This is a genomic window from Cyclobacterium sp. SOCE241, assembly GCF_056867545.1.
The window spans coordinates 3,497,536-3,521,266 of the sequence record NZ_CP149779.1; the positions used below are offsets into that span (position 1 = coordinate 3,497,536).

25 protein-coding genes and 1 pseudogene are annotated in these 23,731 nt (G+C 38.3%); 5 read left to right on the top strand and 21 right to left on the bottom strand.

Annotation, left to right across the window (positions count from 1 at the left end; all coding sequences use genetic code 11):
* Positions 1–100: 100 nt before the first annotated feature.
* The 5 genes from WG932_RS17395 to WG932_RS17415 all read left to right on the top strand — a co-directional run bounded on the left by WG932_RS17395 (position 101) and on the right by WG932_RS17415 (position 2,287).
* On the top strand, positions 101–454 hold the full coding sequence (locus WG932_RS17395) for a TetR/AcrR family transcriptional regulator (RefSeq protein ID WP_483084816.1): 354 nt from the start codon (positions 101–103) through the stop codon (positions 452–454).
* Positions 447–662, top strand: coding sequence for a hypothetical protein (locus WG932_RS17400; RefSeq protein ID WP_483084817.1), 216 nt, complete (start codon positions 447–449; stop codon positions 660–662). Before WG932_RS17395 ends, WG932_RS17400 begins: the two co-directional genes overlap by 8 nt.
* Positions 663–735: 73 nt before the next feature.
* Positions 736–1,470 carry an SDR family oxidoreductase gene (locus WG932_RS17405; protein WP_149392126.1) on the top strand — a complete coding sequence of 245 codons (735 nt, stop codon included), beginning with the start codon at positions 736–738 and terminating at the stop codon, positions 1,468–1,470.
* Between the two features lie 149 nt (positions 1,471–1,619).
* Positions 1,620–1,988, top strand: a complete 369-nt coding sequence (locus WG932_RS17410) for a hypothetical protein (RefSeq protein ID WP_483084818.1) — start codon at positions 1,620–1,622, stop codon at positions 1,986–1,988.
* Positions 1,988–2,287, top strand: coding sequence for a hypothetical protein (locus WG932_RS17415; protein WP_483084819.1), 300 nt, complete (start codon positions 1,988–1,990; stop codon positions 2,285–2,287). Before WG932_RS17410 ends, WG932_RS17415 begins: the two co-directional genes overlap by 1 nt.
* A 205-nt stretch (positions 2,288–2,492) precedes the next feature.
* Here WG932_RS17415 and WG932_RS17420 read toward each other — a convergent pair whose 3' ends face one another.
* The 21 genes and pseudogenes from WG932_RS17420 to WG932_RS17520 form a co-directional block, all read right to left on the bottom strand.
* The gene (locus WG932_RS17420; RefSeq protein WP_149392127.1) at positions 2,493–3,869 is read right to left on the bottom strand and encodes a sulfatase family protein; all 1,377 of its coding nucleotides are present in this window, start codon (positions 3,867–3,869) and stop codon (positions 2,493–2,495) included.
* A 421-nt stretch (positions 3,870–4,290) separates the two neighbouring features.
* Positions 4,291–6,348: an alpha/beta hydrolase gene (locus WG932_RS17425; protein ID WP_483084820.1), complete on the bottom strand. Its 2,058-nt coding sequence runs from the start codon at positions 6,346–6,348 to the stop codon at positions 4,291–4,293.
* 39 nt (positions 6,349–6,387) lie between these two features.
* The gene (locus WG932_RS17430) at positions 6,388–6,591 is read right to left on the bottom strand and encodes a hypothetical protein (protein ID WP_483084821.1); all 204 of its coding nucleotides are present in this window, start codon (positions 6,589–6,591) and stop codon (positions 6,388–6,390) included.
* A 33-nt stretch (positions 6,592–6,624) separates the two neighbouring features.
* Complete coding sequence (locus WG932_RS17435) at positions 6,625–8,073, bottom strand: hypothetical protein (RefSeq protein WP_149392129.1); 1,449 nt, start codon at positions 8,071–8,073, stop codon at positions 6,625–6,627.
* A gap of 12 nt (positions 8,074–8,085) precedes the next feature.
* On the bottom strand, positions 8,086–8,838 hold the full coding sequence (locus WG932_RS17440; protein WP_187770857.1) for an SGNH/GDSL hydrolase family protein: 753 nt from the start codon (positions 8,836–8,838) through the stop codon (positions 8,086–8,088).
* Positions 8,839–8,998: 160 nt separating this feature from the next.
* On the bottom strand, positions 8,999–10,711 hold the full coding sequence (locus WG932_RS17445; protein WP_483084822.1) for a RagB/SusD family nutrient uptake outer membrane protein: 1,713 nt from the start codon (positions 10,709–10,711) through the stop codon (positions 8,999–9,001).
* A 26-nt stretch (positions 10,712–10,737) separates the two neighbouring features.
* Entirely contained in the window at positions 10,738–14,304 is a 3,567-nt protein-coding gene (locus tag WG932_RS17450; RefSeq protein WP_149392131.1) for a TonB-dependent receptor, read from the bottom strand.
* Positions 14,305–14,504: 200 nt separating this feature from the next.
* Complete coding sequence (locus tag WG932_RS17455; protein ID WP_483088672.1) at positions 14,505–14,651, bottom strand: FecR domain-containing protein; 147 nt, start codon at positions 14,649–14,651, stop codon at positions 14,505–14,507.
* A gap of 29 nt (positions 14,652–14,680) precedes the next feature.
* Positions 14,681–15,166: a FecR family protein gene (locus WG932_RS17460; RefSeq protein ID WP_483084823.1), complete on the bottom strand. Its 486-nt coding sequence runs from the start codon at positions 15,164–15,166 to the stop codon at positions 14,681–14,683.
* 14 nt (positions 15,167–15,180) lie between these two features.
* On the bottom strand, positions 15,181–15,492 hold the full coding sequence (locus WG932_RS17465; RefSeq protein WP_483084824.1) for a hypothetical protein: 312 nt from the start codon (positions 15,490–15,492) through the stop codon (positions 15,181–15,183).
* A gap of 116 nt (positions 15,493–15,608) precedes the next feature.
* Entirely contained in the window at positions 15,609–16,205 is a 597-nt protein-coding gene (locus WG932_RS17470; protein ID WP_014019305.1) for an RNA polymerase sigma factor, read from the bottom strand.
* A 320-nt stretch (positions 16,206–16,525) separates the two neighbouring features.
* Positions 16,526–17,581, bottom strand: a complete 1,056-nt coding sequence (locus WG932_RS17475) for a prenyltransferase/squalene oxidase repeat-containing protein (protein WP_149392133.1) — start codon at positions 17,579–17,581, stop codon at positions 16,526–16,528.
* 235 nt (positions 17,582–17,816) lie between these two features.
* On the bottom strand, positions 17,817–18,635 hold the full coding sequence (locus WG932_RS17480) for a ferritin-like domain-containing protein (protein WP_483084825.1): 819 nt from the start codon (positions 18,633–18,635) through the stop codon (positions 17,817–17,819).
* A gap of 24 nt (positions 18,636–18,659) precedes the next feature.
* A pseudogene (locus tag WG932_RS17485) lies at positions 18,660–19,360 on the bottom strand (ferritin-like domain-containing protein).
* 289 nt (positions 19,361–19,649) lie between these two features.
* The gene (locus WG932_RS17490) at positions 19,650–20,048 is read right to left on the bottom strand and encodes a hypothetical protein (protein WP_483084826.1); all 399 of its coding nucleotides are present in this window, start codon (positions 20,046–20,048) and stop codon (positions 19,650–19,652) included.
* Entirely contained in the window at positions 20,042–21,253 is a 1,212-nt protein-coding gene (locus WG932_RS17495; RefSeq protein ID WP_483084827.1) for a hypothetical protein, read from the bottom strand. Before WG932_RS17495 ends, WG932_RS17490 begins: the two co-directional genes overlap by 7 nt.
* Entirely contained in the window at positions 21,250–21,642 is a 393-nt protein-coding gene (locus tag WG932_RS17500) for a GyrI-like domain-containing protein (protein WP_483088673.1), read from the bottom strand. The genes WG932_RS17495 and WG932_RS17500 overlap by 4 nt, the downstream gene beginning before the upstream one ends.
* Positions 21,564–21,884, bottom strand: a complete 321-nt coding sequence (locus WG932_RS17505) for a hypothetical protein (protein WP_483084828.1) — start codon at positions 21,882–21,884, stop codon at positions 21,564–21,566. The genes WG932_RS17500 and WG932_RS17505 overlap by 79 nt, the downstream gene beginning before the upstream one ends.
* 217 nt (positions 21,885–22,101) lie before the next feature.
* Positions 22,102–22,734, bottom strand: coding sequence for a nitroreductase family protein (locus WG932_RS17510; RefSeq protein ID WP_014019311.1), 633 nt, complete (start codon positions 22,732–22,734; stop codon positions 22,102–22,104).
* A 10-nt stretch (positions 22,735–22,744) separates the two neighbouring features.
* Positions 22,745–23,209, bottom strand: coding sequence for a MarR family winged helix-turn-helix transcriptional regulator (locus WG932_RS17515; RefSeq protein ID WP_483084829.1), 465 nt, complete (start codon positions 23,207–23,209; stop codon positions 22,745–22,747).
* A complete protein-coding gene (locus tag WG932_RS17520; protein WP_014019313.1) occupies positions 23,206–23,634 on the bottom strand; it encodes a DoxX family protein in 429 nt (142 codons plus the stop codon). Before WG932_RS17520 ends, WG932_RS17515 begins: the two co-directional genes overlap by 4 nt.
* Positions 23,635–23,731: the final 97 nt, after the last annotated feature.

The window sequence follows — 23,731 nt, forward strand, 5'->3', positions numbered from 1 at the left end:
AAATTTATACAACTAAAAAAAAACAAACCAATCGGTATTTTTTTCGTTAACTTACGGCATGCTACAGGAATTAAAATCCGAACGAACCAAAAAACTGATTTTGGATAAAGCCTATGAACTGTTTTATGAAGAAGGGTTTAAATCTAGCAGTATCGATAGGATAGTAAAGGCATCCCATCTTACCAAAGGAGCATTTTACCATCATTTTAAAAGTAAAAAAGAATTAGGTCTAAAGGTTATTGAATTGAAAATTCAGGAAAGGATTCACCAAGGGATGATTGTTCCACTAAGCAATCCCGGTGAAGCTTTGGATTTATTGAGGGACACCTTTTTCCATCGAATAAAATTATTCTCTCTATATGATAAAAAACATGGCTGCCCTTTCAATAATTTAATTAATGAAATTGGAAATCAAGAGCTGGCTTATCGGCTGGCGTTAAAAGGTATTGGATGAATGGAAACAAGCCATCATCCGTATAATTGAGAGAGGGAAAAAGGAAAAAACTATAAAAAAAAGTGTTTCAAGTCATGCAGTTGCCATCTATTTAATAAGCGCCTTTGAAGGAGTTCGTGGCATTAGAAAACTATATGACAATGACAGTGTCCTGACGGAGTATCTATTGGGACTCTCCTTCTATTTAGACCATTTAGGAACTAATTAGCTTAGCTAAATTCATTATTAGAAATTGTTCAAATCCCGCCCAAAAAGCCTGATAACTTTAAAAAACCGAAAAAATGAAACTCGAAAACAAAGTAATTATTGTAACCGGCTCTTCGAAAGGAATAGGAAAAGAAATTGCGCTTCTTTTAGCAGAAAATGGTGCCAAAGTAATAGTTAATTCTTCTAGCAGTATGCCTGAAGCAAATTCAGTTGTAGAGACAATTATTAAAAAGGGAGGCCAGGCCATGGCCATCAAAGCAGATGTAAGTAAAAGGGAAGAAGTGACACAGCTTTTTGATCAAACAATTACCGCTTTTGGAAAAGTGGATGTTTTAGTAAACAATGCCGGTGTTATGATTTCCAAAACAATAAAAGACAATACACAGGAGGACTTTAGCAAGCAGTTTGATATCAACGTAAGAGGAGTTTTCAATACTTTGCAAGAAGCGGAAAGTAAACTTTCAGACAATGGAAACATCATCAACCTATCCTCAAGCACAGTAAAAATGATGTTCCCTACCTATGCTTTGTATTCAGGAACTAAAGCTGCGGTCGAACAGATGACAAGGGTTTTTTCCAAAGAAATCGGCCGTGGAATTTCAGTAAACGCTCTAGCTCCCGGGCCGACAGAAACAGAACTTTTTTTAAAAGGAAAAACTACTGAATTTATAGAAAAATTAAGCTCCATGAATGCCTTCAATCGATTGGCCACACCAAATGATATCGCTAAAGTTGTTTTGTTTTTAGCAAGTGAGGACTCTAAATGGATTTCAGGTCAAGTCATTGGAGCAAATGGTGCAATGGTTTAACCCTAACAAACGAAAAAATGAAATTAAAATTACAATCGCTATTGATATTGAGTTTACTTTTCTTCTCATGTAAAGAACAGGAACACTCAGAGAAAAAACTTCCTTTGAAAACAAAGGCCATGAGTTAGTTTATGAGATGGTTCAAAAAGTTGGGAATTATTCAAAATTGGCTGAAAAAAGATGTTGTCTATACCTATAAATACCAAACACCGGATGGTAAAACAGATTTATCTACAGAAAAATATATTTTTGATGGTGAACTCTCCTATGGGGCATATGAACAACATGAAAGAACACTTCCTCAGTATGAAGGGCTTATAGAACAAGGATATGATGGCAAAGCCTATTGGCTAAGGCATAAAGGAAATTACATCCAAGACGCTGCTTCCCTACAACGGGTGACTTTTAACAGGCCAACCAATTTTTATTGGTTTACCATGTTCCAAAAATTACTTGATCCAGGATTAACCTATGAATATTTGGGTGAAAAAACATTGAAGACAAGAACTACGAAGTAGTGAAAATTTCATTTGATTCTTACAATGAAAAGCCAACGGATATTTATCAGATTTACATCAATAAGGATACGAAATTGGTAGACCAGTTTCTTTTTACTGTCGCAGAAGTAGGGGTAGTAGACCAACCACTGCTCATGAAACTGGAATATGAAGAAATAGAAGGATTATTAATTCCAACTCAAAGAATTTACAAAGGATCAAATTGGGAAGCAGAGGTCACAAATGCCCCATGGATTAAGGTAAATTGGTCCAACATCCAATTTAATAATGGCTTAAGTAGATCAATTTTTGAGAAATAGTATCTCATAAAAGCTTTAGTAAGGGCTATTTGGAGCAAAGCGCTACATAGCCCTTATTATTTTAACTAACATTAGCCTTACCGTCTTTCCTTAGATGGAAACTAATGCCTTGCTTACCAATTTTTTCTCTTCCTCTCTAAGGCGCTTAATCAAACACTTATTGTACATAGAAATATATGTGCTTAGTCATACTCAATTCACGCTCCTAGCGATTTGCCTGTTCAATATGCACTTGAAGTAGGGCTTTTAATTCCGCTTTCCTTTCCCTATAGGCAGTATTTTGGCTTAAATTAACCATTTCACCGGGATCTTGTTTAAGATCAATCAACATTTCATCACCATTGTCATAAAGTGTATACTTAAAATGATCTCCTCTTATCATAAAACCCAATTCGTTCTCCATAAACAAATATTTGCGAGGATTATAATTTGTTTTTTGATTTTTTAAAAGTGGTGCAAATGATATTCCCGGTAGGTAATCAGGCATAGAAACACCAGCTAAATCGCATAAAGTGGGATAAAGATCTAAACCTGTAGAAATAATATTATGGCTATCTACAGACTGCTCATTCTCCATACCATTGTACCATACCACCAACGGAACATTTGCCGACTCCTCATAAAAGACTGTTTTGTGCTCCAGCCTGTGAGAACCACTCATTTCCCCATGATCTGAAGTAAATATTACGATGGTATTGTCTGCAAAAGGCGAAGCTTCCAAAGCATCCAGGACCATTCCTATTTGAACATCCACCCTCTCTGTCAGCCTATGATAGGCATACCTGTGCATCCGCCAGTCCTTGTCGGTCCAGTGTTCCCTTGCATCTATTGTAAAGGAATGCAATTCCTTCAAATCATAAATCGCACTTGGTTCGTCAGATGTAGGTTCAAAATTGGCAGGAAGAGGAGGTACATATTTTGCCATAAAATCATTTTCACTAATCGAATCAGGAATGGCAATTGCTTCCAATAAAGGAACAGGCACCTCTGCCGGAGGTCTGTTATTCGGTGGAAACTGTCGAATGGCCTCATAACAGATGTCATGTGGATTGATAAAATTTAAGGCAAGCAAAAAAGGTTTATCTGAATCCCTGTTCGATAACAATGCAACACTTTCAGCAGCCAACTCATCTCTTTCGTCTTTTGAAATAAACGTTTCAAAACCATAAGTTATAACCTCCTTTTTGCCCCCGGGAAGATGGGATTTTCCACCATAAAAAGTCTCATACCCCGCTTTGGTAAAGGTATGGCCCATGGCATTGGGAATTATTTTCTGAAGTGCCGCCATATCTAGTTTGCTTGCATTGTGTCGCATATCTATTGCAGAAGGATATTCTCCGGTAAATAGACTAAATCGAGAAGGAGAACAAACCGGATTGGTAACATAGGCTTTTTCAAATCTTAAGCCTTTACTGGCCAATTTATCCATATTTGGAGTATCTAGCCATTTATTGCCAGCGGCACTCATCATTTTGGCATTTTGCTGATCCGTTATGATAATCAGGATATTGGGTTTTTCACTTTGCGCCAGTAAAACAGTGTTGAGCATACATAGCGCTAACAATACAATACTTTTTTTCATATGCGATAATACTTAATATTAAGCTATCCTTAGAAATAATTTTGAAATTTAATCGGAAAAGGTGCTAAAATATTACCAAGGATTCAAATTACCAACTATAAAAATTCGAGACCTGAAACCATAACATCGATTTGTCAACACAAAGGAGCTCAATAACAATTCAATTGAACAAATTTGTTAACAAAATCACTTGAAACCTGCATAAACACAGGGCTTGATGCGCTTTTTGCTTTTAAATTGGCAATTATCCTGAATCCCGGTTCTAACTAAGGGTATAAATCGACTATCCTATCCAGAAAGCTAAAACTCAAAGATTATAAAAAAACATCTATCGTACTGACTAAAAAAAATAGGGACCGCTTTATCAACGGCCCCTTTTATCAAAAAATTATCACCCTAAATAATTTCTTTTTTTCAATATCTACTTCCAACGCGTTTCTTTTAAGAAAACAGGCTCTTTACGAACAGACCTCCCTTGATTTCCTAAGGAGTCACTTATTTCAAAGGATAAATCATAGAAATAGGTTGGCTTACCGGAAATCCTAACACTATAGACACCATCTCCTTTTATAGCATCTCCTGCCAATCCATCATCCTTTAATTCAATGGAAAAAGTAGCCGGTACCAAATCCCAGCTTACATGTTTCAAGGTTGATTTTTCTTCATTAGGAGTTAATGTAAGCATGACTTTATCCACTGAAGTACCATCATAAATTCTAGCCTCTATCAGCTCATCGTTCAAAACTTGCACCCATTGCACCTCTGGAGTTGTCTTGTCTTCACCTTGCACAGTTACATTAATTTTACCTTTGTGAATAATATGTTGCCCACTTATTGATCCCGGCGTCCAATATTCGACATAAAAAGGAATTTTCTCACCTTCAGGAATTTGACCGCTCAATATCGGCATGGTATATTTTACGGTGCCTCCTATATGGTCATATTCCTGCCAGGGATCGGCAATTCGAATACTTACATTTTCTTGGTTGATATAATCATTGTTAGTATAAGCATGTGTACGCAAATATTTACCCCCTTTTTCCACCAAGAGTACTATGGTTTCACCGGGATTAGCGATTCCATCCCCATTACCGGCACCAACAATCATACTCGCAGAATCCACAGCTTCTTTTACTATGGTAAATTCCTTTCCATCTGCGATTACAAAATTTGTAATTTCCTCCACAGGGTCTTTGAATAAAACCTCAAATTCCTCCTGCCATGATTGCCCGGACTCATCAGAAAAGTTTAATTTAAATTTGGCAATATCATAACCCATTCGATTGTTCTTCACCTTAAAAACACCCTTTACCAATTTCTCCTCCAACGGTGCTAGTTTATCCAAATCTCCTTCTCCTTGAAGCACTTCTAGCCCCTCACTAATTGCAGTAATTTTAGCTTTAATACCCTTTGCCTCCCCGAATCCTTTGTTCAATACTTTCATCGAAAGTGATACTTCTTCCCCACTTACAGCCCAGCCTGAGTCCTCAATTTCCACTGCTGTCAATGAGAGGTTTGCTACATTTGGGGCCACTTCAATTCCAACTTGATGTTCACTTCCATTGAGTACAAACTGAAGGCTTCCCCTAGCATCACTAATTAAGGAGTATTCCCGACTTTGCTCTGTCAAGACATCTGTATCGGTCACTTTATAGCTTGTTAGGGGTTTATAAACTGGAGCGGTGGTAAGTTGAACCTTTACACTTGGCATCAATTCACCATCCGGTAGAAAGTTTCGAACAGCTATGTTGAAGCCTTCCTTATTAACATTTTCCAAAATGGTATAACCTGAACGGTTTCTACTAGTCTCCACTTTGTATTCCCATACCTCGAAATAGGGATAAATGTCAATATAATCCCACTTTTCAGGCAATGGAAGAGGGGATTCAAATGCATCTTTTAGAAAAATAAACATGTCCCCCATGCCACAAGTTACATGAGAAGCTTCATACTGCTTGAATTGATAATGTGGCACTGCATTCAATAGGTAACGGTTCATGTCTTCATGGTAAAACCTCAAACGATCACTATCCCCATTGTGCATTCGTAAACTGATTGTTTTAAAATTATCGTACATATCAGCATGCGCATACCTCACCGGAAAATCCAGAAGGCCTGCAGAGAATTCTGTTGACCCACAAAAATTCCCTGCAGCACTTACCCAATCCGGTAATTTTGCTGCCAGCCAAAAAGTCATAAATCCTCCCATCGAGAGCCCTGATACTGCCCTATGGGTACGGTCAGGAACTGTTCGGTAATGACTGTCAATGTAACCAATAAGCTCCTTGAAGTATTCAGGAAATTGACGAAAGGTAGAGACAAGACTTACATTGTAGGGGCTTAAATTGAGAGGTTCTTCCTTGAACTGGTTCAACCCATCCACCTTTAGAACAATGACATCATTTTCAGAAACAAATTTTTCAATATTGTCTCCATCGTTCTCATCTCCAAAATCATAATTTGAATAGCCTTTGCCCATTGAACCAAAATACCGCTGAGCCCATCCATAAAAAATAGATCACAGGATATTTTTTTCTGTGTTTTCGCGGTAATTTGGAGGTAAAAATATGCGATAGTTTCTATTGCTAGAAAATGCTTTGCTATAGTGATAACTATCGATAACTTCTACTCCGGAATTTAGCACTATCCCCTGACTTTGAGACCATCCGAGATTGACTTGGATCAAGAGCACGCCAATTACTAATACTTTCAGTAGCTTCATAGATTATTCGTTTGGATTAACCCAAAAACCGGTTTACTTTAATTGGTTCAAGTGTTTGATTAATTCGCTTGTAATTTTATCTGAGGCATCCTTTTGCACCCTGTTTGTTGTCAACCATGACTCATAGCCTCCTAGTTGATGCTGAGCAGGAGTTGGCAGATAACCATAGGATCCATTGGCTAATTCTATGGTGAAAGTATTTTTAAAAGGACTTTGCTCCTTGATATCCAATCCTATTTGGGCAAAAACTTCAAAGGGGATGGAAGCAATTCCTATATCATTGATGGCAAAAGATTGCAAAACTATCTGGACAGAATCAGGGTAGGATGATTCCATATTAAAGACGCGTTTTGCATAAGTCTTTTCCAATTTATGAAACAAAGGTTCTGAACCATTATAGTCCCTAACCAGGGCTACATTTTTAAGTATTTCGGGAGAAGCCCTTCTCACAGTTAGTGTCATTTCTGAAAGTGCAGACCCTAATTTAACCTCTGACTGAAAATCCAACTCCTTGTATTTATGATGGACTTTATTGGCTACATCGTTGGCCACATACTGGATTTTTTCATAGGGAGGAACTGCTTCAGTAGGCCTTGGCCTTGAATAATCATTGTTGTTAACATCTCCAGAAGTACCGTTGGTCATGATCCCCACAAAAGCCGGGGTATTGGCGTCAGCCCCCAATAGTTCACCCATGATGTTGCCAAAAGCAGCAAAATAATCAGCTGAAATATGCCCTTTAGGAACGCCACCTACATAATGTAATGAGTAGTTGGCCAACAAAGCTATGGGGGTACCCTCCTGAGATTCTACTGCAATGAACGCGACCTCAGGATCTACCGGACCGGCCGGCCTAAGTAAGTCATTGCTGTGTCCGGGATTCATTTTAGCAATCTCCAACTGTCCCAAAGGGTTCATTACTGAATCCTTCATGATCCACCTTCTGTTAAATACATGCTCCGGAGCATCTACACTTCCAAATGCAATTTTAGCTAACGTTTTATTTTCTCTTGCAATTTTTACTCCATCTACCATTCTTTTGACCGCAAAAGTCTGGTATTCATCAAGAGCTACTCCTACCTCAGGAGAGATTGTTTTTAACCCTCCCCCATTAAGGCTTATCCCTGAATGGGTATGTGTAGAAGCCATCATTACATCTTTTGCCGGAATATTTAAATCTCGGTCTAGTATTGCTTTGGCAGCATCAAAAACCTCCCGATTAATATGAACATTATCTACAATCACAAATACCAATTCCTTTGCGCCATCATCAAGCACAAGGGTCCTTACACTTAGCGGATCATGAATGTATGTTGCAGGAGGAGAGTTGTAATTGCCCACAATAGGATGTCCCAGGTGAGGGGTAATATCAGTAATTGAAGCTCCAGCTTTTAATTGTTGGCCCAAAGACTCATTATTTTGGGCAAAAAGCACCATGCTTACTAGAAGCAATCCACCCACAATTTTTTTTATTTCTTCCATAGTTAATCTGCTTTAAAGTAAAATCTTGCAATCAGGTCTTTGGTCTAAAAGGTAGTGTTTTAAAGGGCTTTTTGATTGGTCAAGTCCTTCGGAAAACATCTCAGATACAGCACACGCCCCCTTTTTACTCAAATGTGTATTGTCTTCCATCCCTTCTGGTAATTTTTCAAATTCGCCGGGTTCGATATGTAAGAAAAGGGCTTTAGAGTTTTCAACTCCTAGATTGCTCAAGTAATCCATTGTTAATTTGTTTAAATCAATCAAAGGAACACCTGCTTCATGTGCAGCCTCTCTCGAAGCTTTCACATAATCTCCATGTGTATCTACCAGTTTACTTCCTTCATCAAACCTCCGCCGAGCGATAGGTGTTGCGATTAAGGCATGTGCCCCAAGCGCTTCGGCTTCTTTTGCATACTCAATTAGGTTTTCCTTAAATGTTCCAAAAGGCTCTGTATACCTTTTGGGATCTTCAGATTTTTCATCATTATGTCCAAATTGGATAATCACAAAATCACCTTCCCGTATTTGTTCTGTCACCTTATCCCAATAGCCTTCAGCCCTAAAACTTTTAGAACTTCTACCGCTTACGGCAAGATTTTTTACTGTAGCCTTATCATTCAAAAATGAAGACAGCAACATGCCCCAACCTCTTCTTGGAAAATCGGCACCACCATATCTCTCCTCCATTTCCTTTAAGTCATAATGGCTCATAGTAGAGTCTCCAATACAAAAAACTTGGACCTCTCTTTGAGCACAACCGGCCATGAAAACCAGAAGTAAGATGCAAAAGTGTATAAAATGAAAACGAAACTTTAAATGAGTAACCCGGGAATAAATTCCCGGATACTCATTTTTTTCTTTATTTGCATAACTCGTGTTTCTGAAATAAACTGATTTAAATATGCTTAAAATTATAGAGAAACCTTTACCAACCCGGATTCTGAGATAAATTCGGATTTAAGGTCAGCTCTGTCTGTGGAACACTCTCTAGATAGTTGCGTCCCGGTAAAAAATTATAACCGTTTGTCAATTCAATTTGCAAAGGATCTAACAAACCATTTTCATCAACTACAGGAGATTCATCCGGAAACTCCATACTGCTGAAAGGATAGCCTTTAGGACGTTTATTGATAAACAACTCATGGGCTGCCCATCGTTTCCAATCCTGCTCTCTCAATACTTCAAAGGCCAACTCCACCTTTCTCTCTCTTCTTATTTCATAAAGAGCATCTGAGATTTCGTATCCATAATCCACTTTGTTGGGGTCAGCATCCTGAGACAACACTTCAAACTCAGGCATATCCACTCTTGCCCGGAGTTGGTTCAGCTGATCATAGGCAACTGTACCATTCAATTCTTCCAATGCTTCAGCGTAATTCAGCAATACTTCGCCATACCTGAAAATAATCCTTCCGGCATCATTTGCATTGGCATAACCCAATTCCTGGTAAGGGTTGGTGTATTTTTTCACTTGAAATCCTGTAGGATTATTCTCCCTACTTCCTGCAAATATCGGAGGGAAATCAAATACTACATCCGATGGATAATGCTGAACATCTCCGGGAATCCAAATACTCTGCCGCAACCTCAAATCAACATCACTGGCTAGCATTTCTAGGAAATCATTCCCTTTGACATCTTGAGCAATTGATAGGTAATCAATAAGCTGTCCATCATTTCCTAAATGTGAACTTACATACTCCCAAGTGGCACCAAGTTCTGAAGGGGTTGTGGTATTGTAATAATTTTGATTGTGCCCAATAAATTCACCTACATTATATGCTCGGTATAACAACACTTCACTAACATCTCCCATATCTCCCGTTTTAAACAGGTCATAATAATCTTGATCAGGATTTCCTGTAGAGTAGATACCTACATTATAGTCCCCATTGATCAATTCATTTCCTGCATCCACACAAGCCTGAAAGTACTTATCAGGATCAGCACCAGCAGTACCAAACTCATCTTCGCTATGGTATTTCTGCCAAGTTCCTTCAAACAGTGCAACTCGACTTTTAAATGCCAATGCAGCCTCCTTATTGATTGAATTATTTCCCCAAGGAGCTTCATCTCTTTTTTCAAGATTAATAATTGCTTTATCTAATAGCGACAAAATAGAATCTACAACTACAATTCGAGAGGTCTTTGGTTTAGTTAATTCTGCTTCATCTTCTGGAGTTAGCGCATGTGTATACCAAGGCACATCACCATAAGTTTGAACCAAATCAAAATAAATCCAGGCTTTAAAGAATTGTGCTTCCCCTAAGTATTGTTTCCAAGAACTGTATGGATCTTCGCACTTATCATAATTGTCCAAAAAGATGTTGACACTCCTCACTGGAGCAAAACCACTCTGCCAAGACCCTGTAGATAAGGTTGTTTCTCCATTTAAAATGGGATTTGCCGTCCTGTATGTAACGTTGGTAGCTGCCGCTTCACGTCCTGCTGTAGAGAGGTTATTTTCGTGATAAGGTAAGCTTTCATAAAATCTTGCCGTATAATTTCTTAGGTCAACGGATGATTTCCAATAATCGTCTATACCAATTTGGTCCAAAGGGGGCCTGTCTAGAAAATCTGTACAAGACCAACCTGAAAAAAGTGTCAATATAAAGAATATTTTTATAGTGTTTTTCATAGTAAATAAGTTTTGTAAAGATGAGATTAAAAGGTGACGTTCAAGCCCATAGAATATATTCTATCTGCTCGATAATCCTTCCCTGTACTAGTACGATATCCCCCGGAAGGCAAGGTTGGATCCATCCCTACCGGCAGATGATCAAAAGTCAAAAGGTTGGAACCTGAGAGATAAACCCTCACTTTACTTAAACCAAATCTACCTATCACATTGTCACTTAAACTATATCCAAACTGAACATCTTGCAAACGGATATAAGCAAAATTTCCCAGATAGCGAGAATTATAAGTTTGGTTTTTCACGTTTGATGCATTGTCTTCATAAGGACGAGGGTAAAATGCGTCTGTATTTATATTAGCTTCACCTTCATATAAGCCAACATATTTGGTACCCGGTGTATCACGGTAATAATCCAGATGATCCCATTTTGGCTGTGACCAATTTGCTCTCCTAAAACCATAATAAGCATAATCGTCATAGTTCATGCCTTTGTCTCGCTTGGCAGTTCCCTTCCACAACATGGAAAAGTCAAACCCTTTATAATTGGCTCCAAGGTTGATCCCAAACTGATAATGCGCACTTGAGTTACCCAATAGCATTAGGTCTCCATGGTCATCAATGGTATTCTGCCCATTATTTATCACTCCATCGCCATTGAGATCATCATATTTCACATCTCCTGTATTCCATATATTGTATATAAAAGATTGGTCCGCATGGTTGTCGATTTCCTGTTGAGATTGGAACAGCCCACTTGAAGACCAACCCCAAATATCCCCCACTTCCTGTCCTACTAACCAAGAACCCAAATATCCGGTGGGGTTATTATAACTGGTAACAACAGCCTTTGCATCATATAAGTTAAACCCTAGGAAGTAGCTAAAATCAGAATTAACATATTCTTTCCATTTGGCAGATAATTCCCATCCTCTTGTTCTTAATGATGAATTATTTGATCGGGGAACCGATGCTCCAAGTACTCCAGGCAAGGCTTCTGATGGGCCAATCATATCGGTGGTATTCCGCTCAAACCAATCAAAATTCACTCCCAGCCTATTCCCCAAAAAGGCCATATCTAAACCAATATTTGTAGTGGCTGCCTTCTCCCAAGTCAATGACGGACTGACCAAGGAAGGTGTTAAAGTGTAACCTACCTGACCTGTTTGGTTGTACCCAGGAAGCCAGTTCAAAAGGTTTTTAGAAAGTTGAATTAAGGCAAGGTCTTGATAAGCAGCAACATTTTGGTTGCCTAATTGCCCCCATGAACCACGAACTTTCAAACTGCTAAAGAAATCTGATGTTTGGATCCAAAAGTCCTCATTACTCACTACCCAACCAGCAGAAAACGAAGGGAAGAAACCCCAGCGCTTGCCTTCCAAGAAACGAGAAGTGCCATCATACCTTACATTTGATTCTAAAAGATACTTTTCCTTGTAATTGTAAGTAAGCCTTCCGAAATACCCTTCAGTTGCCCACTGGCTAAGACCTTCACCAAGGGATGGATCACCTGTAGCTGTATTGATTGAAATAATATCCGGAACTATTAAGTTTCTTGCCTGTGCATCCAAGGAGCGATATTTCCCTGTTTCATATTGCGCACCTACCATGGCCATAAAATTATGCGATTCATTAAAACTCCATTCATAAGAAGAGAAAATATTAGAGCTCCAATAGTAATCACTGCGGTGGTATTCATTAACTTGACTGGCCACCCATGAACTTGTTTGTTCTCCTGTTAACCAATTTTGCTCCCCAAATTCACGACCATCATGCAGTCCATAGAAATCCGTGGACTGATAGGCAAAATCCGCATTAATTTTCCAACCTTTCAAGGGTCTCAACTCAGTTCCTATAATTTGCCAGTTCTCTGTAGTTTCATCATCACTTGCTCCTGCTTCAAAAAAGCTTTTCACACTACTTTGGCCTTGATTTCCAAAACTATCATATATGGATTGTTTTGGTGCAGTGTTGTAAATAATATGTAGGAGCGCATTGTAAGAATCACCAGACTCAGGTCTTGCCCCAGAGGGAAAACTCCTATTGTTCTTCATTAAACGGGTTTCAAATCTCAAATCCCACCAATCTGTCAAGGAAGTTTTAATTTTAGCTGTAAGGTTATAGCGCTTGTTATAATCATCCGCCCAAGTAAAAGAACTTACTTGATTGGTAAACCCCGCAGACATATAATAAGAAGTTTTAGCTGAACCTCCCTGAACAGAAAGATTATGAGATTGTCCTACATTGGATCCTGTGGCAAGGTCCCAAAAATCATTATTGGCATGTCCATCTCCATTTCCACCATGCCATCCGCCACCGGCTGCAGGAAATGCAGACCAGTTGGTTACGTCCTCTGCAGGGAAACCATCCGGAAATTGAGATCTAATAAAATCGTAATCCCCATTTTGGTAAGCAATAACCCTGTCAATCGTTTCCTCACTAAACTTAAGGGTGGTGCCTTTGTTCAAGGCAGCCTCGTTTAACACTCGAGAATATGTATAAGAATCAAGTGTGCCAGGCAATTTCGCCGGGGTAACCAAGCTCACACTTCCTGAATAATTAACTGTCAATTTTGAATCCTTCTTGCCTGATTTAGTTGTAATCATCACTACTCCGTATGGAGCTCTTGCCCCATAAATAGCAGATGCTGCAGCATCTTTTAAAACAGATATAGAGGCAATATCCTCCGGGTTCAAGGAGTTCATATCCCCCGGAAAGCCATCGATCAAGATGTAAGGAGCCCCGCCGTTCAAAGATCCTATGCCTCGAATATCAATTGAAGCTTTGGCACCCGGCTGATAACCATTGGCATCAAATCCAAAATTTAAACCCGGAGAGGTACCAATTAACAATTGGGAAACATTGGCCGCATGGCGGTCTTCAAGCATTTCATTGGATATTACATCTACGGAGCCAGTTAAATTAACCTTCTTTTGCGTTCCATAGCCAACAACAACCATTTCTTGTAGAGATGCCACTCCTTCACTTAATATCACATCGATCACACTCCTCGAACCAATTGTAATCTCCTGACTATCAAATCCTATAAATGAAAAAACTAAAACTGCATTTTCGGGTGCGACAATTGAATAATTCCCATCAATATCCGTAGCAGTTCCTTTTGAAGTACCTTGAACGTAAACTGTTGCCCCCGGGATAGGATCGCCATTGACATCGGTTACCTTACCAGTTACGGTTACCTCAACGGCAATTTCTTTTACTTTGACATGCTTTTTGGCAATTTTAACACTAATTCTATTGTCTACTTGCTTAAAGGAAAGGGTATGACTTGCTGCAAGGGATAATAAAACCTCTTCTAAACTTTGGTGTTCAACTTGAAGATCCACCGGTTTGGAATTTTTCACCAAATCCTGATCGTAAATAAACGAAAATTCGGTTTGACTCTTGATCTTACTAAAGGACTCTGCTAAAGACGCACCTTTAAGATCTAAGCTCAAGTAAACTTCGCTGATATTCAACGAACTTTGCCCCTTGGTAGGGGATGCGTACATTAGGTTTAAAAACAACAGCTGTAAGAAAAAGCCGTATAGGTAATATTTCCCCACCATACTAAGTACATGTAATGATTTTTTCATAAATTTGAAAGTTTTACTGTTATCAATGGCATTAAAACGATAGTCAGAAGGTAACCTGAGAGCTTTCCTTCTTTCTGGAATTGGCCAATGAACTGCTATTCATTGGCCTTTTTTTCATAGGCTATTCACTTTTTTAAATTGAATTTTAACTGCTTTATTTTTAATTGAGAAATCGAAATTATACGCATAACCTAAACTCTCTAATACATCTTTGAGATAGGTGTTTTTTTAAATTCAGCAGAAATTTTTAAGTTTTTTGGCGCTGAATTATTGATTTCTATTTCAGCGGCATACCAACGTTCTAGTGTTCGAACAACCTCTTGAAAAGGCATATTATTAAATACCAGAACCCCATCTTTCCAAAAAAATGCTTTTTCTAAATCAAATTTTCTTTTTTCAACTGACTGTTTTCTCCAATCACAGCTTCTTCACCAGGAATCAATTCTACGGACTCATTATCCTTGGCCACATTTATCACCTTCACCTTACCTGTAGCCAATTGTACCTGAACCCAATCTTTTTGGTAAGAATTAATATTAAAAGATGTTCCCAAGGCCGTGGTAATTAGATCACCACTGTGAACCCGGAAAGGAAGGCTGTCAGAAGCAACTTCAAAAAAAGCTTCACCTGACAGAAATAATTCACGATGATGCTGACCAAAGCCACTCTTGAAACGCAATTCACTTTCAGCATTCAACACGACATTGCTCCCATCCGCAAGCTGCAGGGTAGACTTCTGACCTTTAGGGTTGGACTTGATTGTCCATTCACTTGCTTGTGGTGCAACACTAATGGCCTCTCTATCCTCTTCAGTAACAAAAACATAAAAAAGTGCAAATGAGAATGAGATGATTAGAGTCAAGCCTAAAATAAGCCTTATCCGATTTTGAACCCCAACAGTATCCGGCGTGTAAGTATAGGTGTTGTTCCGAATTTTTTCTGATCCGAAGCATTAATCCGATCTTTTATGGCAAGAAAGGTGTCTTCTTTCCCTTTCTTTGTCCATGCTGAAGTTGAGCCCTCTAATTCAAGCAATATGGTTTTTGCTTGTCTTAACAACTCAACCTTAGAAGGATTTGAAGCAATCCATTCCTGCCAGAATTTATCCTGCGCAACATCCTCTTTAAGCACCCACTGCTTAAAAGATGTATCTTCTAAAAAGTCTTCAATTTTTTCGTAGAACTTCATTTACCAACGATCTATATATTAAAGAGGAAACCTGTTGGTAAATCTCATCATGTAAAGATGATTTTTTTATTAAATAATTATAAAAATAATGATGACACAAAAAATACCTAGTGAGGCTACACAAATATGCCAAACAATAATATCACTTTGGCAGTATAATCAGAAGAGGTAAGAAATTGCTTCATGGACTTAAGCCCTTTTAAAACTAGGTTATAGAGAGACGGCACTTTTATTCCCATCAAAGATGAAATCTCTTCATAAGACATGTCCTGCATGTATTTTAAATATATCGCTTCTTTCTGACGGGTAGATAAATTGTCCAATGCAGAGGAAATTCTCATACTGGATTCTTGAGTAATTTGATTTTCAATCAAAATTTCCTGAAAAGAGTCTTCCCATGTTACACTTGAGTGATAATCTTCCAGCAATTGATGTTTTTGGTTTATTTTCAACCTCCTTACAAGCTCTCTTCTAAAAGTAGAAAACAAATAAAACCTTATGGAGGAATGGATAACAAGGGTGTTTTTAAGTTCCCATAGCCGTACAAAAATGTCTTGAATCACATCTTCAATAAGCTCACAGTCGGTTGTGAACTTTTGACCATATTTAAATATGTCATCAGAATTTGTGGTGAAAATATAAGCAAAAGCTTCCTGATCGGCTGACTGAATCAAACCCCACAATTCATAAGAACTCAGTTGTTCGTATTTCATTTTATTTGGATTATAGGGTTTAAAACACTTAAAAATGTGTATAAAAATTTTAAGTTCCAAATAACAAAATACAATACCTTAAAAAATTGTTATTTTTCAAACAACTACTGAGTTAAAAAAAGAATATCCCAGTTAGGTTTCATTTACCACTTGATGGCATGAAAATAGGGTTTTCACAATTATTCCTTTTCAAAAATTAACCAGCTATAAAGGGAAAAAAATATTATCTGAGCATATGAAAGCGCTCTAACTTTTCATTAAAAGTTCTAAGCTATTTCTCTCAAAAAAGAAAACATCTCCCCATACTGGACTGTTTTTGTTTAAAGAAGGCAATTGTAAGTTTTATCAGGATCCATCAAATGTCCCCAACCGTATATTTCTTCGTTTTCTATTCCATTTTTTGGCTTTAAATAACCACATTCTACCAAACCCGCAATATGAAAATATACCGCATCAATGTCAGAAGGACCACTATTAGGAAAATGACTAAAACCTCCATCTTTATTTTGGCACTCTAATATCCAGTTTTGGGCTTTCTGATAAGCTTTTTTAAGCTCCTTTTTACGCTCTTTACTTCCGACCTGCCTTAGAATAAAAAGCGCATCAAAGACGGCGTGAACATCCCAATCAGGCGGATTTAACGACCAAGAGCCATCTTCTTTTTGATCCGCCAATACCCTATCCACCATTTCTTCTGCCATTGGAGTATCTTCTCCTATTAATCGAAAATAATGTGCAGCGTGAAAAGTCGAAGCCACGTGATTTCCTATATATCCATCTTCCGTTTGATTGTCTTTCAAATAACTCCTCATTTTACGATCAATATGAGCAGGCATATTTTCATTCCAAGCACTAAAAAAGAGCGCAAAAAAACTAGTTGTATAAAGCGGGAGTTCTTGAAAATCATCACCCTTAAAAAAATATTCAATAACCGGCATGGGATTGTATCTAGGCTTCACTCCCAATATTTTCAGCGCAGCCACACTTTGAACGGTATTGTAAAGTTTAGCAAGGGGTGTTTCCATATCACCTTCACCACTGGGGGCATAAAATGCCCCATCTTCTTTTTGACAAGAAAGGAAAAAGTCAACTGTTTCCTTTTCAAAAGGCAACTCCCAGCCAAAGGTTTTATGGATAACTACTGCATAGGTAGGTGCTGCGATACCTGAAAATTTCGTATCCGAATTTCCCTCATAATCCCTAGGTAAGCCGGGACTAAAAGATCCGTCTTCATTAGCTGTTTGCTTAAAAAATGAACGCACACCTTCAAGTATATTCTTTTGATTGTCCAAGGCAAGAAACTTCAAGTCCCCCATTGCTACACCTCCTGTTACTACAGGGATTAATTGCAACACTTTTCTTCGGCTAATGCTCATGTTTTTAATTTTATCTATTTAAAATTTTTGTTCTAACATCATTAGAATTAAAACCAAAGTATGCAATTTTTCCCTCACATGGGAATACTATTTCAGTATATTTTAAACGATAAGGAAATTTTCTCCTCCATTTCCCATCTTTTTTCAAATACTAAAAAAATTAGATAAAAAAATGGTGCCATCTTCCAACAAAGATGACACCAAGCACTCAACCCCAACTAAAATATTTTACTGTTTAAGCCAAGAATAAGGACGCTATGCCCAATACCTGATCCTTATTTAGAGGCTCGTCCCATCCTTCTGTTACTGCATCTGAATCAATACCGGTCAATTGAACAACATCTGCCCCTCCGTGCATTACATTATCCTCACCAGCATAAATTGCCTGAGTGGCCGCTGGCAATGTACCGATAGAATCCCCTGTGATCCAACCTTTGACCGTATCGTGCCCCTTTTTGGTACGCAGCCTTCTCACCATTGAGGCATGTCTTGCTTCTACAGAATGAATGGACAAAGCGGCAGTAAGCACCACATCATTTTCCATAACATTTCCGGCTTGCCCTTTATAAGCCCTTACACCAGTATCTTCAAACGCTTGTGACAAGGCCAAAAAAGTAGGATAATCAGTAAAAGGAGAAAAATTTCCACTAGCAGTAAAATCAAATTCAGGTTCCATTACAGGCTCTCCACCCAACACATTCCCTACTACTTCTGTAAGAAAATTAACGTGGGCCAGCTCATGATCACGGATTTTCTCGAAGATGGCAGTATCTGCTCCATCGATGACTCCTGCATCAATCCCCATTTGGTAATACCGGTATTCCAGATGTTCCAACGTCAAAGCATAATTCAATACCTCGATCAAGCTCGCAGTATCAGCTTTGGCAACTTTTGGCAAAGCTGACAAAATACCCAATGGAACGGCTGCCATAGCTACTTTTTTACTCATGTCACCAAACCGGTGGAAAGCTTCTCTTCTAGAGAAAAACATTTCTTTTTCATCCGAATTTTTAGTATCCGGACACATTTTATCTAATAAATTCAATAAGTTCATGTCTATTTCTGTTAAGGTTTTAAATTAGCTTGGCAATTGACTGAAATCAATTGGTGTGGTTACATAATTGCTAGCTGCCGTCAGTACCTCCGAAAAACTAAGTGTACGCTCCAAACCATTCCCATCAATGATATCATCTCCTGCAAAATCTGCAGATCCCGGATTCAACAAATCCCTTATGGCGGCTGCATGCCTAGCCTCTACAGACACTATTTTTCCGGCTATAAGTAAATAACCGGCATCTTGAATATGCTGTCCGGCACCATTATAGGCCGCTACACCTAAATCTTCAAAAGTTTTGGCTGCATTCAATACAGACATCCGATCATCAAAATTTATGGCACTAAAGTCCACTTCCAAATCTTCAATCGCTGCACTTCCCAAAGCGGCTTTAAAAATTCTTTATGTGCCCTTTCATGTTTCTCAAGATCAGCCATAATTTCCTTTTCTTCTGCACTGGCATTATTATAATACCCACCTTGCATCACAGTTGCGTAAAATGCTGCTTCCAGTTGTTCAAGTGCATAGGCATAATTCAATATTCCAACATCTCCTGACCCTAGCATCACCCCTTCTTTTTCCATAGGAGGCATGATGTCATCATCATCATTACATCCTACCATAAACAATCCTGCTGCCGCAATGGACAATGAACCCTTTTGAAGGAACTTGCGTCGGTTGGCATTTTTCACCAACCCATGCGGTTTAATCAAATCCTTTTTCATTTTTTTAAAGTTTAGGTTAATAACTCAGTTTCGTTTTCATCATTTTAGGTCAACCGAAAATTGGATTGATTCCTATGACTTATATGACTAGAGTTACGCAGCAACTTTAAAACTTGGATCGAGCAGGAATGAATTTTCTTTTGAAAATCAGTAAAAAAACCAATGAAAGCACCAATGAGTAACCCTTAAAACCCATCAACAGGCGGTTTTAAGGGCTATTTATGAGAAAAAAATAATTTTATAAAATAAATTAATTTCAATCAATCGATTAAAGAAAAGGTCCAAAACCTTATTCAAACCCATGATAGAGATACAAGGCACCATAAGTCCAGTTTGGCCCAACCATCCCGGGATAATTGATCCTATCCATCATTAAAGCTACATAGGAGAAAGGATAGCCATCCGGCAATTGAACGACATTAGGCCATACGCGGGTTCCGGAAGCTTGATCCCAGGGAGGCAAATCCATTTTTAATGTACCCGCTTCTTTTAAGTCTGGATAGGTATAAATAAAAATTTCCCTTTCTGAACTACCGGAAAAACAATAGCGCTCATTTCCAATTTTTTGTATAGAAGTACCTGTAGAATTATGAGCCACAGGCCCGGCGATTTTCACATAACCCCTGTCCCATTCTTCTGCCTCCATTATGATGGCTTTGTAACCTCCCTCGTTTACACAGGTTAGCATCCTCCACTTTTTGCTTCCTCATCATAGATAATGTGTGGGTCCTCTATGTCTCCTACTACTCCAAAAGTTTTGGCTTCCATAATGGAAAAACCAAACCTCGGATCCCTATTACTCTGAATGGCCAATAGTTGTTTTTTCTCCAATTCAGGGTTGGCATAAGCACTAAAACCCGTAGTCAGCCCTTTCCATAAATTATCATTTCTATCAAAAATCAAATGAGAGGCCACTTCATTTCTCAATAAACCATCTCCCCTATCAAAAAGGATAACCCCCTCTAACTTAATGTCAAAAACGGAGGGATTCATACTAAATACCCCCTGAATATGATGAGGCAAAGCACGACCCCTGATGGACATGGTATACCAAAGACGCCCCTTATCCAGCAAAGGTGATCCATCTTCATAGGTAATGGCACGAATATCTGCCAAGCCAACCCCTGTGGTAAGACCCATTACCACTTTATCTAACTTCACCTCTCCGGAATCAAGTTCCGTATAAAGGTGAGATTGGAAGCCGTGCAAATACTCTTTTTTTCGTAAATCAATTAATTGATTGAAATCAGATTGTGCAATTACCTGAGGCAAATCTTTATTTTTCAAATAAAATACCAAACCATTTCCTAACATTTGTAGGTATAAAGTACCATTTAATGTGGCATCATTGGGAAGATTAACTGCAATGGAGGACTCTTTTGACAAACCATTTTTATCCGTATACCCTAAGCTTACACCTTCCGGTTTTTCATCATTGAAAATTACTTTGATGGTTAATTTTTCTTTTGATCCTTTACCAAAAAATGAAAAGCCAAGCGCCCCATTTCCTTTGCAGGAAGCTAAATCAAGGGAATAGGTTGCTACCGGATTAAAGCCTCCAAACCATATATTTGTTGCCGAGTTTGTCGTGGACTGGAGATTTAACTGACCGGTTGTTATTGCTACTTTTGCGCTGTCCTCAAGTTGGTGGATTACCGGATGCATGACAGAAAAACCGACACTTTTCTCCGGCCAAATACCGGCCAAAGGAATGGTTTGATCTTCATCAAAAATTAACCTTTTTGAAGCTTGTCGAGTAAAATTTATTTGCTCAGGAAGTACCTGAGACTGTAGGGCAGATTGAAAAGTAAATAACAAAACGGCAAAGATACAAGCTAGTTTGCGGACAAGCATAGGGCAATCGGTTATCATTAGGTTTACTGCAAATATCAAGATTTTTGCTTAACTTGAAATCGTAATACGGTTTTTAATTTTTCTTCAGGAACCTTCCTGAAATCCGACAGGTAAATTTCACGGTGTGTTTTGGTAAGCCTGATTAAATCATTTTCCTGAGCATAAGATTCCATTATTGAGAAAGTTTCACCTTCATGATCATAACTTCCAACATGAAGCATTTGTACACATAAGCCTTCTTCGATTGATTCAAAATTTACTTTATCTAATAATGCATGAGGTTTTTTCCGACGGGTTAACTCAAGCATTTCCTGATAGAATGACTCTGTCAGGAAATCGGGCTGGCGAATCATAAGGGTAAATACCAGATCATCTTTGTTGATGTGGCCATTGTAATTCTCCTTGGCTTTTTCATTAATATCCCAAATTCCTTCAAGTGGGTAAACGGTATAATCCTGATAGCCTTCCGGAGGCTTATTGGTTTTTTTAAGGTCATTTTGATGGCATAGGACAGGGAGTAAAGTACAGCAATGTACTCAGCAAACTTACTATCATTGGGATTTCCTTCACCTTTTATGGTAATGAACTTTAGGGCCGGAACAGTTACTTTTTCCGGCTTGACTTTCGGTAAATAAAAGGCTTTTTCAGATTTTCTCCACTCTTGTTTCATGGGTAAAACGATTTAATTGCTGGTTCCTAAAATAGCTAAAATCTACTATATTCATGGAATGCTTAATTATAATACAATTTACCCAAACTGCTATTACAAAGTTTGGATGATACAGAAAAATCATGTCTTCATTCAGAAAAAAGCCATTAAGCGTTTGTCACGCTTAATGGCTTTTTCAAAACTAATAAAATGCAACGCTTTTACTTGGCTAAAATATTTAATCCAGTACAGTCACTAAATCCTCTTTGCTTTTTCTTACCTTCTTTAGATTAACCAACCAGTCTTTTTCGCTGTCTCTATATCCTAAAGGAAGAATCACGCAACTTCTCAGTCCTTTTTCTCTCAATCCTAAAATTTCATCCAAAGCATTGGGATCAAAACCTTCCATCGGTGTGCTATCTACCCCTTCGAATGCAGCAGCGGCAATGGCTTGTGAAAAAGCGATATAGGCTTGCTTGGCAGCATGGTTGAAATTCTCTTCAGCCGATCTGTTCGGGTAGGTGGCGAGCAATTGTTTCCTGTAGTTTTCCCAACCTTCATTGGTAAAGCCCCTTTTCTCATTGGTAAGGTCAAACATTTTATTGATCCGTTCTTCGGTATAGGTATCCCACGCCGCAAAGACCAGCAAATGAGAGCAATCAGTAACAACAGATTGATTCCAAGCGATGGGTTTAATCTTTTCCTTAATTTCTTGGTTTGTTATTACTAAAACCTCAAAAGGTTGCAAACCACTTGAGGTAGGTGCCAATGATATGGCCTCAATAATATTATCCACCTTCTCCTGCTCAATTTTTTCACCATTCATGGCTTTCGCAGCATATCTCCAATTCAATTTGTCAATTAATTCCATTTTGCTTTTACTATTTTATCTTATTCTCATTATTGTTTTCAGAAAGTACCTTGATCCAATTATTCAAGGTGTTTCTCAAATTTGATATCTCTTCTACCGTAATGCCTTCATGGGCTAAACCTTCAAGCATTTGCTCAGGTATGGGAGAAGCCAATTCTTTTAATTTCAGCCCTTTGTTGGTTAAAGTTACAATCACACTCCTTTCATCTTTATTGGACCGAGTCCTGTTAATTAAACCCATGACTTCCATTCTTTTTAGCAAAGGAGATACGGTATTGGTATCCAAAAATAATTTCTCTTTTATTTCATTGATGCGCATACCATCCGACTCCCATAAAACCATCATGACCAAATATTGAGGATAGGTCAGGCCTATTTTGCTCAAAAAGGGTTTGTATGCCTTGGTTATCAGTCTTGAAACTGAATAAAAAGGAAAGCAAATTTGATTTTTTAATTCTAGCTGTGAATGTGTCATTTGTCCTTATCTTTTTTAGATCGGTAATCTGCCCAAGATCCTGCAGACCACAATGCCCAAACAATTAGTACCGGTTGAAAAAACAAGCGGATTAATCTTGCCCTATCAGAATTCAGGGCCCCAAATGCATCTTTACCATCGAGGTATTGTGCTATATTCCCGGGGAAAATCAGTAGAAAAAAAGCGGCTAACGCCCATCCAAAATTAACTCGCTGACTTTTCCAGAAAGCCAAACCAAGCGCTAAAGCTATTTCTACATAACCGGATAATACCACTACCAAATCTTTACTCAATGGCACCCAGTCCGGCACCTGTGCCTGAAAGTCAACCCTATTGAAGGTCAAATGGCTGATCCCCGCATACAGCATAAATGCTGCTAAGATTAGCCTAAATATATTTTGTAGGGTTGAGGTTTGCTTATTCATGATTCTTCTTTTTATATCTTGCAAGTTTATATCGTAAACGACATATATTATTGAAAAGTTTCTTCTTTTGAAATATTTCCAAAAAATAACTCAGAGA